10 protein-coding genes are annotated in these 12,655 nt (G+C 70.1%); all 10 read right to left on the reverse strand.

Annotated elements, in window-relative coordinates; translation table 11 throughout:
• Positions 1-7: 7 nt before the first annotated feature.
• The 10 genes from V2S85_RS05505 to V2S85_RS05550 all read right to left on the reverse strand — a co-directional run bounded on the left by V2S85_RS05505 (position 8) and on the right by V2S85_RS05550 (position 12,653).
• A complete protein-coding gene (locus V2S85_RS05505) occupies positions 8-1,234 on the reverse strand; it encodes a TIGR03087 family PEP-CTERM/XrtA system glycosyltransferase (RefSeq protein WP_330701868.1) in 1,227 nt (408 codons plus the stop codon).
• Positions 1,234-2,310 (reverse strand): FemAB family XrtA/PEP-CTERM system-associated protein, encoded by a 1,077-nt coding sequence (locus tag V2S85_RS05510; protein ID WP_330701869.1) that lies wholly within the window; start codon positions 2,308-2,310, stop codon positions 1,234-1,236. The genes V2S85_RS05505 and V2S85_RS05510 overlap by 1 nt, the downstream gene beginning before the upstream one ends.
• The gene (locus V2S85_RS05515; protein WP_330701870.1) at positions 2,307-3,179 is read right to left on the reverse strand and encodes an XrtA system polysaccharide deacetylase; all 873 of its coding nucleotides are present in this window, start codon (positions 3,177-3,179) and stop codon (positions 2,307-2,309) included. The genes V2S85_RS05510 and V2S85_RS05515 overlap by 4 nt, the downstream gene beginning before the upstream one ends.
• Before the next feature lie 15 nt (positions 3,180-3,194).
• On the reverse strand, positions 3,195-4,520 hold the full coding sequence (locus V2S85_RS05520) for an XrtA/PEP-CTERM system-associated ATPase (RefSeq protein ID WP_330701871.1): 1,326 nt from the start codon (positions 4,518-4,520) through the stop codon (positions 3,195-3,197).
• Between the two features lie 13 nt (positions 4,521-4,533).
• Positions 4,534-6,312, reverse strand: a complete 1,779-nt coding sequence (locus V2S85_RS05525) for a preprotein translocase subunit YajC (protein ID WP_330701872.1) — start codon at positions 6,310-6,312, stop codon at positions 4,534-4,536.
• A 6-nt stretch (positions 6,313-6,318) separates the two neighbouring features.
• Positions 6,319-7,395 (reverse strand): AAA family ATPase, encoded by a 1,077-nt coding sequence (locus V2S85_RS05530; RefSeq protein WP_330701873.1) that lies wholly within the window; start codon positions 7,393-7,395, stop codon positions 6,319-6,321.
• A 10-nt stretch (positions 7,396-7,405) separates the two neighbouring features.
• Positions 7,406-8,929 carry an XrtA system polysaccharide chain length determinant gene (locus V2S85_RS05535; protein WP_330701874.1) on the reverse strand — a complete coding sequence of 508 codons (1,524 nt, stop codon included), beginning with the start codon at positions 8,927-8,929 and terminating at the stop codon, positions 7,406-7,408.
• A 2-nt stretch (positions 8,930-8,931) separates the two neighbouring features.
• A complete protein-coding gene (locus V2S85_RS05540) occupies positions 8,932-9,573 on the reverse strand; it encodes an XrtA/PEP-CTERM system exopolysaccharide export protein (RefSeq protein WP_330701875.1) in 642 nt (213 codons plus the stop codon).
• Between the two features lie 291 nt (positions 9,574-9,864).
• Positions 9,865-11,091 carry a pyridoxal-dependent decarboxylase, exosortase A system-associated gene (locus tag V2S85_RS05545; RefSeq protein WP_330701876.1) on the reverse strand — a complete coding sequence of 409 codons (1,227 nt, stop codon included), beginning with the start codon at positions 11,089-11,091 and terminating at the stop codon, positions 9,865-9,867.
• A complete protein-coding gene (locus V2S85_RS05550; protein WP_330701877.1) occupies positions 11,088-12,653 on the reverse strand; it encodes an acyl-CoA ligase (AMP-forming), exosortase A system-associated in 1,566 nt (521 codons plus the stop codon). Before V2S85_RS05550 ends, V2S85_RS05545 begins: the two co-directional genes overlap by 4 nt.
• Positions 12,654-12,655 lie beyond the last annotated feature (2 nt).

The following is a 12,655-nucleotide window of genomic DNA, read 5'->3' on the forward strand; positions in this document are numbered from 1 at the left end:
CCCGGCGTCAGGCCACATGGGTCAGGTTCTCGCTCATCAGTCCGAGATATTCGGGCAACCGCGCCAGCGCCGCTTCCCAGCTGGCATGGGCAAGGATCCACTCGCGCGCCGCCTGCCCCATGACCCTGGCGGCATCGGGTGCGCGCGCGAGGTCGGCGACGGCCTGCGCCATCGCGGCGTCGCTGTCGCGCACCGCGAAATCGCGCCCGTCGAGCGCATCGATGCCCGTCGCCGCTCCCGAAGAGAGCACCACGGGAAGCCCCATCGCCATCGCTTCGAGCACCTTGTTCTGCACCCCGCGCGCGATCTCCAGCGGCACCAGCGCGACGTCGGCGGCGGCAAGCCAGGGACGGATATCCTCGACCCTGCCCCAGACTTCGACACCGCCCCGGCCCGAACGCGCGGTCAGCGCGGGCGGCGGATTGCGCCCGACGATGTGCAGCGTGGCCTCCGGGCATGTCCGGCGCACCAGCGGCAGCACCCGCTCGATGGCGCGCGTCGCCGCCTCGATGTTGGGGGCGTAGTCCATCTGCCCGGTGAAGACGATGCGCGGCCCGCCGTGCGCCAGCATGCGCGGCTCGGGCGCGACCACGGCGGGATCGAAGCATGCCGCGTCAAGGCCGTTGCCCATCGCCCTTACGCGCCCGTACGCCTCGCCCGCGCGCAGGCGCAGCAGGTCCGCCTCCGCCGCGCTTATCAGCAGCGTGACGGTGGCCGAGGCGCAGATGCGGGCCTCCTCCTCGCGCAGGAGCCGCGCCTCGCGCCGCTCCATCCACGCCCGCACGCCGCGTCCCCGGGCGCCGTAGGCCTCGAACTTGGCGGAATCGACGTCGACGAGGTCGGCCACCACCCGGCCCGCGAAGTCCTGCGGAACGTATTGCATCATCTGGCCGGAAAAGACGTAGACGGTATCGATCTCACGCTCCGCCAGCACCGTGCGCACATAATCCTCCAGCCGCCGGTCGTGGAAGGCCGCAAGGCTGAGCGCGCGGCCGCTGGCAAGCGCCTCGACACCCGCGACCGGCAGCGGCTTCCTGCGCTCGACAAGGCGGTAGCTGGCCGCGAGCCCGGCAAGATCACCCTCGAACCGCCGGTCCTGCTCGTCGTCGCAGAACGTCGCGACATGGACCGGGGCCATGCCCGCCAGCGCCCTGAGGACGTGATGCGAGCGGATCTTGTCACCGCGATCCGGCGGAAACGGGATGCGGTGCGACAGGAACAGGATCTCGCCCATCAGCCGATACCGCGCGCGATCAGCGGGCCAAGGCGATTGGCGATGCCGAGCGGCAGCCGCTGCCACAGCTTGATCTGCAGCGACAGCTTGCCGCTGGCGGGGTTGGCATCGCGCACCGGGTTGCCGGGCGCGGTCCAGGTCGCATACGTCAGCGGCTCGGGCTCGAAGCCCCAGTTGCGCTTGAAATGGTAGGCGCCGCTGCCGGTCTTGGAACGGCCGAAGTCGAACACCGTGCAGCCGCGCCGGCGCGCGTGGCGCATCAGTTCGTAGTACATGCGATCGTTGGCCCGCAGCCGCCGCGCATCCCACGTCCCGCCGCCCCAGTAGGGCATGACCGCGCCCTGGTGGTAGACGCTGATGACGCTCGCCACCGGCTTGCCCTGATGGCGCACAGTGAGGATATCGGCATCCTCGCCGAACCCGTCCACCACCGCGTCGAGCAGCGCGCGCGGGAACACCGGGGTGCCGAGGTTGCGATAGCTCTCGCAGAACACCGCGTAGTGCGCGGCGCGATCCGCCTCGGCGGTGCCGACCTCGACGGTCAGGTCGATGCCCAGCGCGCGGCGCACTTCGGCGCGCTGCTTGCGCGGAATGTCGAGAAGCTGCGCCTCGTCGTCGGCCGCCAACGCGCGGGCGAAGTTGGCGTGCGATTCGGTCCTGAGCGCCCAGCCACCACCGTCGTCCGGCAGCACCCCGCCGCGCAGCTCGATGGTCGGGCAGGTCAACCGCAGCGCCAGTTCCTCCAGCGCGGCGAACATCGCGGCGGGATCGGCGCCATCGGTCACCAGCAGCCCCCCGCCGACCGCGAAGCCGGTCGAGGCGAGCAGGCGGCCGAACACCGGCGAATGGATGGCATCGAGCGGCAGCAGGGCGACGATCGCGCCTTCATGCTCCTGCACCAGCGCCAGCGCGCGATTGCCGGTCGCCCGCGCCACCGAGACGAACCACGCCGGGCGATGGAACGGCGTGCCGAGCGGATGGCGCGCGACGAAGCCCTCCAGCCGCGCGATCTCGTTCGGATCGCCAAGGTCGACCAGACGGGTGCGCACGCTCAATGGGACGAACGGCGCATTCACGCGGCCAGCGCCAGCGGCTCGGCGCGCAGGGCCTCGCGCGCGGCGAGTTCGTCCATGCGGCCCCAGCGAAAGTCGCCGACCAGCCGCTCCAGCTTGTCCGCCATCACCGACAGGTTGGTGTAGTGGCGCAGCCGCGAACGCAGCGGCGCGCCTGCGACACGGGGCTGGCCGGGGTCGATTTCCCAGGGGTGGAAGTAGAACACCGCCGGGCGCTCGTCCTCGCGGTTGACCTGCCGGATCGCCCAGCGCGAGAAGGCATAAGGCAGCACGCGGAAGAACCCGCCGCCGCCCGCCGCCAGCCGCCGCCCGGCAAAGCGCGCGGTGGTCACCGGGATCTCCACCAGATCGGCATCCGCGATCGGCCGGAAGGCGAAGCGCGGGGCCTCGCGCCAGCCGTAGTGATCGTGCGCGATCGGCGCGACGCTGGAACTATAGGCATAGCCCTGCTCCGCCAGCACCTCGAAGGCCCAGGGCGTGCGCGCGTCGATCGAGAAGCTGGGCGCGCGGTAACCCTTCACCGCCTGCCCCGATGTCTGCTCGATCACCGTGCGGGCCCGGGCGATATCGGCGGCGAACGCCTCGCGGCCAAGCCGGAACACGCGCTCATGGTCCCAGCCATGGCTGGCGATCTCGTGCCCTTCCTGCGCGATGCGGCGCATCAGCGCGGGGTGACGCTCGGCCACCCAGCCGAGCGTGAAGAACGTGCCCTTCACCCCGGCATCGGCGAAAAGCTGCAGGATCTCGTCGCAGTTGCGCTCGACCCGCGTGGCCAGCGCGCCCCAGTTCTCGCGGTCGATCACCTTCTCGAAGGCACCGACCTGGAACCAGTCCTCGACATCGACGGAGAGGCCGTTGATCGGCACCGACATGCGACTGACGCTCCCTCAGGCGACCCGGCGTTCGCCGTCGCCGCTTTCGATCCATTCGATCAGCATGGTCAGCGTGTGACGCAAGGTGCGCTCGGTTTCGCCGAGGCGCGTTTCGAGCCCGTCGGCGCGCGCCGCGGTGTCCGCCAGCTGCTGCACGAGGGCGGCGATCTGGTCGGACTGCAGGCGCGAGGCGGTGGCCTCGCGCTCTTCCGCAGCGGCGGCGAGTTCGACCACGGCGGACTGCAACTCGCCGATCTGCGTATCACGATCCGCCAGCGCGGCCTCGATCAGCGCCGTCGCCTCGACCGAGCCGAGCGATTCGCGGTCCGCCAGCGCCGCTTCGATCAGCGCGCTCACGCGGGCGGCGTCCACCGTGTCGCGATCCGCGAAGGCGGCCTCGATCAGCGCCACGGCAGCGGCGGTGTCGATCGCATCGACCGGTTCACCCTCAGGCGCGGCAGCGAAATGCTGCGGCATCGTAGCCACCGGAGCCTCGGGGGCTTGGACCTTCGACACCACGGCCAGCGCGCCGTCGTCGTTCATCTCGTCGAGCACCTGCTCCAGCATCGCGGTGTCGAGATGCTCGCGCCGATCGACCGCGCCAAGCAGGAGCAGGCGGTTGATGATCTGGTTGATGCGGCGCGGGATGCCGCCGGTCGCCTCGTGGATCGCCGGGAAGATCGCCGGTTCGAAGGCCGGATTGCCCTTCCAGCCCACGCAGCCGAGACGATGCTCGACATAGGCCTGCACCTCGCGGACGTGCATGGGGCCAAGGTGATGGGTGGCGATCACGCGCTGGCGCAGCTGTTCGAGCTGGTTGCTTTCCAGCAGCGTCTCGCGGAATTCGGGCTGGCCGAGCAGCAGCGTCTGCAGCAGCGGGTGCGAGCCGAGCTGGAAGTTGGAGAGCATGCGCAGCTCCTCCAGCGCGCTGACCGAGAGGTTCTGCGCCTCGTCGACGATCAGCAGGCAGCGGCGGCCGGCGCGCGCCTCTTCGTGGAAGAACGCCTCCAGCGTGCCGAGAGCGGAGGCCTTGTCATGGCCCTGCACCGGCAGCCCGAACGACTGCGCGACGACATGGACGATCTCCTCGCCGTCGAGCGCGCTGGTCACGACGTTGGCGGCGGTCATGCGTGCCGGATCGATCGTCGCCATCAGGTAGGCGACGAGCGTGGACTTGCCCGCGCCGACCTCGCCGGTGATGACCACGAAGCCCTCGCCCTGCGCCAGGCCGTAGCCGAGGTAGGACAGCGCCTTCCTGTGCGTCGAACTCTCGAAATAGAACGCCGGGTCGGGGGTGAGCTGGAAAGGCCTCGCGTCGAGCCCGTAGAAGTCGTCGAACATCGGGTTGCTCCTCTCAGAAACTGTAGCGCAGACCCGCGAGCGCCGAGGCGGTCCACAGGTCGTCGATGGCGGGCGCCTTGTACTGCTGCCCGTTGAGCGCCACCGCCAGCGTACCACGCAGACGGGGCATGAAGTTCTTGTAGACGCTGGCCGAGGCGCCGTAGCCGGCGACGTCGCCGGTCAGGGCATCGTCGCTGCTGATCCAGTTGGCGTAGACATTGGCCGACCAGCCCGCATCGCGGCCCAGGTCGCCGCTCAGGTACGCGGCCAGCCACCAGTTCTCGTCGATCACGCCGTTGGCCGAGGCCAGCACGGTGCCCGCCGCCGCGATGTACTTGCGCCGGTCGTAGCCCGCGCCGATCCCGGCGCTGAGGCGGCCGATCTGCATCGAGTAGTTGGCCGCGATGCCGCGCGCCCGGAACGTGGACGAGCGCACCGAGCCGAGCACGCCCGACAGGCAGTTGCCGCTCTCCAGCGAGGACACGCAGCCGCGCAGTTCGCCGGTGACCGGATCGCGGACCACCTCGAAATCGTCCGGCAGCTGGTCCAGCGCGCGGTTGAGCTGGCCGCCGAAGCCCGAGACATTGTCGTAGACCGAGACGCTGAACTGGCTGCGATCGTTCGGCGCATAGGCCAGCGTGCCGCCAAAGCTGGTCGAGCCGTAGCGCCGCCCGACATGGGCCGAGAGCGAGGTCCGCCGGCTCGGCCGCCACATGACGGCGACGTCCCAGATCAGCCCGCTGACGTCGTAAGCCAGTTCGCGAGGGGAAGACTTGTCCGTGACGTAGCGGCCGTCGGAGCCGATCACCGGGTTGCCATCCGCATCGCGCACCGCGTCGCGGCTGGAGATCTCGACGTCCTCGTAGCCGATCGCGCCGACCACCTGGACGGTGCGGCTGACCGGCACCGTCACCATCGCCCGCGCCTGCATGTCGCGGGCGCGCTGGTCGAGGTTGGAGATGTCCTCCTGGTAGAAGCTGCCCGCCGCGCCCACGCCCACCGGCAGCACCGTGCCCGGCGCGAAGCCCGCCTGCACGTCCGCCATCTGCGTCACGCTCTTGTCGAACACGTCGGCCGCGGCACCGGTCTGCGCGTCGCGCGCGCTGTTCGACTGGTCGACCTTGGTGAAGCCCGCGCGGTAGTTCGCCGCGACGTCGAGGTCGCCGGCGCGGGTCTGGACCGAGGGACCGGCATAGACCGAATAGACCGTCGACTTGCCGTTGCCCGAGAGCGTGCCGGCGGCGAGCGCCGCGCCGCCGTTCTCGACATCGACTTGCGAGGCGAGGCCGCCGGCCTCCACGGTCACGCCGGGCAGCACCGTGGCATAGCCGCGCACGAGGCCGCTGATGGCATCGCCGTCGCCGGCCTTCCTGCCCCAGCCGAACTGCCGCTGGTAGCGGACCGAAGCGGCAAGGCCGTTGTTGCGTCCCTGGATGGAGGCATCCACGCCGACCGCCGCCTGCGTATAGGTCAGCACGTCGCTGCCGGGCGAAAGCTGGGCGGTGACGACCTGGTCGATCTCGATGTAGGGCGCGATCTCGATCCGCTTGCCGCCCTGCCCGCGCCCGCCCCGGCGCGAGGAGCGGTCGGACTTGCGCAGCGAGCCGTCGGACGCGTTGGCATCCGAGCCGCCCATGCCGCTCCCTGCCCCGCCGCCCATGCTGTCGCCACCGATCGACTGTGCCTGCGCCACGGCGGGCATGGCCATGACGGCACCCGTCGCCGCCAGTGCGGCCAGCATCGCCACGGGACTGCCTACCTGCCTGACGCGCGCCTGTTTCATGCGGGTCATCCCCATTTAACCCTTGTATCCGTAATAGGAGCCGAAGCGGCGACCGCTCGGGCTGAACTGCGCGGCGTTGAGCAGCAGTTGCACGTTGGGGCAACCGTTCAGCAGCGAGATCGCATCGTCGAGCGCCCCGCGCCCGGTCCTGTCGGCGCGCACGATCACCACCGTCTGCCCGGCGTACTTCGCCAGTTCCGCGGCGGGCGAGGCCGCCAGCGCCGGGGGCGAATCGAAGATCACCATGCGATTGGGCGCGCCCTGCGTCAGCCGGTCCAGCACCCGCGCGGTGCGCGAGCTGGAGAGGTATTCGCTGTCATGGCTGGTGGTGTCGCCCGCCGGCAGCACCCACAGGCCCGGAATGTCGGTGCCCAGCACGCAGTCGGCGACGTCGATCGTCTCGTCCATCAGCGCGTCCATCAGGCCGGGACCGCCGGGCAGCCCCAGCGCCGACAGGATCGAGGGCTTGGCGAAATCGGCATCGACGAGGAGCACTTCGCTCTCCTTCTCCGCCGCGATCGACAGCGCGAGGTTGAGCGCGCAGTACGTCTTGCCCTCGCCCGGATGGGGCGAGGAGATCAGCACCCGCTGCGCCATCGGCCCGGCCTTCTGGCGGCGCAGATCGGCCGCCTGCACGAGCAGCTGGCGCTTGACGATGCGGAACTCCTCGAGAAGCTCGGTGACGGTGCCTTCGGGCACGATCAGGCCCTGTTCGCGCAAGTGCTCGCGATCGACGGCATGCACGGCGCCTTCGAAGCGGGCCGCTTCGGGTTCGGCGACCGGCTCGGCGGCCTGCACCGGCAGCGGCGCGGCGGGGGCCGGGACGGACGGAGCAGAACCGGCCGGGGCAGAAGCAGCCGGCGTCTGAACGACCGGAGCCGCCGCCTGCGGCGTGGCAGGCGCCCGCCGGGCAGGACGCTCGGGGAACGCCACCGGCTTCGCGATCAGGCTGTTGAAATCGAACCGGCCGTTGGCGCGCTCGAACAGCGATTCGCCTTCGGGCTCGTCGGCCTCGCCGCCGGGCAGGCGGCTGCCGGAGAACTGGCCGCCCGGGAACGGGTTGGGCACGGGAATCTTGCGATGATCGGTCATGTCGGTTCCCTCACGCCACCATGCCACGCTGGATGAACTCGGCGGCGAGCAGCACCACGAACAGCCCGCAAAGCGCGGCGGTCCCGGCGTAGAAATATTTCAGCCGCTTCGCCCGCAGCGCCCGTGCCTGGTCGGTCAGGGTCTGCGAGATCGCCCCCAGCACCGGCAGGCCGGTGGCCTTCTCCAGCCCCGCCGTGGTCGCGAAGACCGAGCGCACGCGGCTGAGCGCGAAGGCCCCGGCGCAGCCGCCGGCAAGTCCGACGATCAGCACGCCCAGCAGCAGCACCGGACGATTGGGCGCGACCGGGGTGCGCGGGCTCGTCGGCGGATCGACCACCTCGAACTTCACCGCCTCGCGCTCGGTGCGCACTTCGCCGCGCAGGCGCAGTTCCTCGCGGTCCTGCAGGAGCTTGTCATACTGCTGGCGCAGCACGTCGTAGTCGCGGTTAATACGCTGCGCCTGGGTGGCGAGTTCCGGATCCTGGATCGCCGAGGCCGTAAGGGAAGCGATGTCGGACTGCGCCGCCGCCTTGCGCGACTGCAGCGCCTGGACGTTGGCCTGCCGCTCGGCGCGGATCGACTGGAGCGAACTGTAGGCCGGGTTGATCGTGCCGCCGCCGCTCGCCGCTTCCTGCGATGCGGGGCCGCGCAGCGCGGCGACCTGGTTCTTGGCGGCGATCACGTCGGGATGATTCTCGGTCAGGCCGCGCGCGCGCATCGCCGCAAGGTCGGACTGCGCCCGCGCCAGCGCGGACTGCGCGCCGCCGTCGGCCGCGCCGCCCGCGATCGTGCGCGGGGTTCCGGCGAGCTGGCCGTCGATCGCCGCCAGCGCGCTCTGCGCCGCCGAGAGATCCGCCTCCATGTCCCGCAGCGAGGAGCGCGAGGTTTCCAGCCGCTGCGCCACCGCCGCGCCGCCCAGCGCCATCTCGGGATGCTGCGCCTCGAAGGCGGTGCGCTTGGTCTCGGCCGATTCGAGTTCGCGCTCACGGGCGCGCAGCTGCTGGTTCACGAATTCCAGCGTCTCGACCATGTCGCCGCGATTGCCGGCCAGGTTCTCCTCGCGGAAGATGTCGATCAGCTTCTGCGCGACGCTCTGCGCCAGCTTGGCGTTCTCGGCATCGGAGAAGGAACTGTCATCGGCGGTCGCGGTGATCTCGAAGAGGTTGTCCTCCTGGCTCACGACCTGGACGTTCTTGCCCAGCTTGAGCACCGCCGCCTCCATCGCCTTGGGGCTGTCGATGGTGTCGCCCAGCCGCGTCGAGCGCACCACCTTCTCCAGGTTGACCGCGCTGGTCAGGGTCTGGCGAATCCGCTCGATGTCGCGCTTCTTGTCGGCGACGCCGATGCCCACCTGCTCGGCGAGCGCGTCGTCGAGCTGGATGAAGATGCGCGCGCGGGACTGGTAGCTGTTGGGGATCAGCGCCACCACCAGCCAGCCGGCCAGGCAGATCGCCCAGGCGGCCGCCAGCGCGATCCAGCGACGGTGCCAGATGCTGTGCAGCCCGGCGAGCAGTTCTTCGTAGAGCGAATCCATGCTTAGAACATGCTTTCCGGGATGATGATGACGTCGCCGGGGCTCAGCATGACGTTGGCCTTGCTGTCACCCTTCTTGAGCAGGTCGCCCAGCCGCAGCTTGTATTCCTGCTGCTTGCCGCTCTCCTTGTCGAAGCGGATCAGCCGGGCGTTGTTGCCCGCCGCATATTCCGACAGGCCGCCCACCGCGATCATCGCGTCGAGCACGGTCATGTTGGCGCGGTAGGGGATCGAGGCCGGCTTCTCGGTCGCACCGACGACGCGGATCTGCTGGCTGAACGTGCCCGAGAAGCCATCGACGATGACCGAGACCAGCGGATCCTCGATATACTGCGAGAGCTGCAGGCGGATGTCCTCCGCGAGCATCGAGGGCGTCTTGCCGACCGCGGGCATGTCGGTGATGAGCGGCGTGGTTATGCGCCCGTCGGGACGGACCTGCACTTTCGCGCCCAGCTCCGGATTGCGCCAGACGAACACGGTCAGCTGGTCGAGCGGGCCGATGACGTATTCCTCGCCCGGCCCTTCCTGCATCGCCACGAACGAGGCGGGCGGCAGTTCCCGAGCGGGGCCAGCCCCTCCGCATCCGGTCAGGACGACACTGCCCAGCGTCGCTGCGGCGAGAAGTCGGGCTGGAAGATGCGGCATGAACATGTCCTCGTCTTGGCGCCTGTTCCTTCCCCCGCGCGGATGACGCGCAAGGCAAGGGCGGCGGAATTCGGCCCCCGGTATCCGTCCAAACGGTGAATATTGCGTTAGCCTTGCAAGGCTAATTCCTCGGCGGTCCCAAATCGGGACGCGCTGCGGGACGGGGTTAATGGATGGGAAAGTCCCAAATTCGTCATTGCGAGCGCAGCGAAGCAACCCAGGGCTTCGCTGCGCTCGCAATCACGAAGCGCGGGTCATTTCAACATCGACGCGAGCGGCAAAATGCCTCCGTCACACCAGCATTTCCAGCGCCGGGCCCTGCCCCAGGAAATGCGCCGGACTGGCGCTGGCCCCGTAAGCGCCGGCACAGAACACCGCGATCAGGTCTCCCACCTCGGCGCGCGGAAAACCGCCCTTGTCGGCCAGCTTGTCGAGCGGAGTACACAGGCAGCCGACGATCGAAGCCTCCTCCTCGGCCTCGGCCCCGAAGCGCGTGGCGATGGCGGAAGGGTAATTGCGCCGAACCACCGTGCCGAAGTTGCCCGAGGCCGCCAGCTGGTGATGCAGGCCGCCGTCGGTGACGAGGAACACCTCGCCATGGCTGACCTTGCGATCGACGATCCGCGCAAGGTAGACGCCCGCCTCGCCGACGAGATAGCGCCCCAGCTCGATGCAGAATTCGGTCTCCTGCAGCACCGGCGGCAGATCGGCCATGCACGCCGCCAACCGCTCGCCGACGAGCGCGAGGTCGAGCGGCGTGTCGCCCGGGAAGTAGGGAATGCCGAGGCCGCCGCCGAGATTGCAGTGCGGCAGCGCCGCGCCGCTTTCCTCGGCCAGCCGCGCCGCCAGCGCCAGCGCCTGTTCCTGCGTCTCGGCAATCGCCTCGGCGCCGAGCGCCTGGCTCCCGGCGAAGATGTGGAAGCCGCGCCACTCGGCACCGGCGGCGATGACCTCGCGCACCAGCGCCGGCACCCGCTCGGCATCGACGCCGAAGGGCTTGGCGCCGCCGCCCATCTTCATGCCCGATCCCTTGAGGTCGAAGCTGGGGTTCACGCGCACGGCAAGGCGCGGGACCACGCCCAGCCGATCGCCGATCGCCAGCGCGCGCGCCGCCTCGCCTTCCGATTCGAGATTGAGCGTCACCCCCGCCGCGATGCCCGCCTGCAGTTCCGCGTCACGCTTGCCCGGCCCGGCGAAGCTCACCTTGCCGAGAGGCAGCCCGGCGCCGCGCACGATCTCCAGCTCGCCGCCCGAAGCGATGTCGAAGCCGTCGACCAGCCCCGCCATCAGTTCGAGCAACGGCACGAAGGGATTGGCCTTCACCGCATAGTGCAGCGCCACGCGGCCCGGCAGCGCGGCCCGGAGTTGCGTGACGCGCGCACGCACCAGATCGGCGGAATAGACGAACAGCGGCGTTCCTCCCGCCTGCTCGACCCACTGCGTCACCGGCCGCCCGCCGACCGCAAGAACGCCGTCGATGGCTTCATAGCCCGAAGGAATCGGTCCCAGCGGCTTCATGACACGGCTCCTGCGCCAATTCGGGCACCGATCTCGGCAGCCAGCCCGGTCCGGTCCAGCTTGCCATTGGGCCCCACCGGCATCGATTCGCGCCAGTGAACGACCTTGGGCTGCATGAAATTGGGCAGTTCCTGCATGAGCCTGCGCGGCAGTTCCACCGCCGCGTCGATGGCCCCAGGCGCGGCGCGCGCTACCAGATGGACCGCCTGGCCCAGCCGCTCGTCGGCGACGCCCAGCGCCACCGCCTCGGCGACGAGACCGGTCGCCAGCGCCGCTTCCTCCACTTCCTGCGGAGAGATGCGGTTGCCCGCGCTCTTTATCATCGCATCGCGCCGCCCGACGAAATAGAGCAACCCGTCAGCCTCGCGCCGGACCCGGTCGCCCGACCACACCGCGATCCCGCCATAGCGCGAGGCGGCAGGCGCGGGCCGATAGCGTTCCGCGGTCCGCTCGGCATCGTGCCAGTACCCTTGCGCCACCAGCGGTCCGCAGTGGACGAGTTCGCCCTCCTCCCCGTCCGCCGCGACCTCTCCCCGGTCATCGATGACGAGGATCTCGGCATGCGGGATCGCCTTGCCCATCGAAGTCGGGTGCGTATCGACGAGCGCCGGGTCGAGATACGTCGAACGAAACGCCTCGGTCAGGCCGTACATCGGGAACAGCCGCGCCTGCGGGAACAGCGCGCGCAGCCGCCGCACGAGGTCCACCGTCAGCGCTCCGCCGCTGTTGGTCAGCCGCCGCAGCCGCGCCGCCGTCTCCGGCGGCCAGTCGAGTTCGGTAAGCTGCACCCACAGCGGCGGCACGGCGGCGAGCGTGGTGATCGCATGGCGCTCCACCGCCTTCGCCACATCGCGCGGCATCAGGTAGTCCAGCGGGACCACGCAGCCGCCCGCGTACCAGGTCGAGAGGAGCTGGTTCTGCCCATAGTCGAACGAAAGCGGCAGCACCGCCAGCGTGCGGTCGTCCGCCGCCAGGCCGAGGTAGCCGGCGACGCTTTCCGCCCCCAGCCACATGTTGGCGTGAGTCAGCATGACCCCCTTGGGCCGGCCGGTGGAGCCGCTGGTATAGAGGATCGCCGCCAGGTCCTGCGGATCGGCCTGCGACGGCAGCATCGCCGCGTCCAGTTCCGCCGCCGTCGCCAGCGCCTCGTCCTCGGCCAGCAGGCGGCAACCGGCGGGCACGTCGGCCGCGTCGAGCGTCTTCAGCCGCGCCGGCGTGCCGATCAGCAGCGCCGCGCCGCTGTCGGCAAGGATATGCGCGACTTGTGCGTGCTTGAGCAGCGGATTGATCGGGACATGCACCAGCCCGGCGCGCGCCGCCGCCAGCGGCATCAGGCAGGTCAGTTCGCCCTTGGCCGCCCAGGTCGCGACTCGCGCGCCCTTCTCGTGTACCTCACGCGAAAGCCAGCCAGCGAGGCGGCAGACACGCGTTCTTAAGTCCTTCCAGCTAAGCGTGCCGTCACGAAGCACCAGTGCATCGTCCGCGTCGGCCCCGCGAAAGGCCAGGTGGTCGAGCGGCAGTATCGGGGTTTCGGCGCTGCCGCGCGGTGGTGTGCCGGACATGT

It is taken from the genome of Novosphingobium resinovorum (genome assembly GCF_036352595.1).
GTDB lineage: Bacteria > Pseudomonadota > Alphaproteobacteria > Sphingomonadales > Sphingomonadaceae > Novosphingobium > Novosphingobium resinovorum_B.

Coding starts and splice junctions, on each gene's coding strand:
- V2S85_RS05505 (WP_330701868.1), bottom strand. CDS start 1,234: ATGGGCGAGATCCTGTTCCTGTCGCACCGCATCCCGTTTCCGCCGGAT.
- V2S85_RS05515 (WP_330701870.1), bottom strand. CDS start 3,179: ATGTCGGTGCCGATCAACGGCCTCTCCGTCGATGTCGAGGACTGGTTC.
- V2S85_RS05520 (WP_330701871.1), bottom strand. CDS start 4,520: ATGTTCGACGACTTCTACGGGCTCGACGCGAGGCCTTTCCAGCTCACC.
- V2S85_RS05525 (WP_330701872.1), bottom strand. CDS start 6,312: ATGACCCGCATGAAACAGGCGCGCGTCAGGCAGGTAGGCAGTCCCGTG.
- V2S85_RS05530 (WP_330701873.1), bottom strand. CDS start 7,395: ATGACCGATCATCGCAAGATTCCCGTGCCCAACCCGTTCCCGGGCGGC.
- V2S85_RS05535 (WP_330701874.1), bottom strand. CDS start 8,929: ATGGATTCGCTCTACGAAGAACTGCTCGCCGGGCTGCACAGCATCTGG.
- V2S85_RS05540 (WP_330701875.1), bottom strand. CDS start 9,573: ATGCCGCATCTTCCAGCCCGACTTCTCGCCGCAGCGACGCTGGGCAGT.
- V2S85_RS05545 (WP_330701876.1), bottom strand. CDS start 11,091: ATGAAGCCGCTGGGACCGATTCCTTCGGGCTATGAAGCCATCGACGGC.
- V2S85_RS05550 (WP_330701877.1), bottom strand. CDS start 12,653: ATGTCCGGCACACCACCGCGCGGCAGCGCCGAAACCCCGATACTGCCG.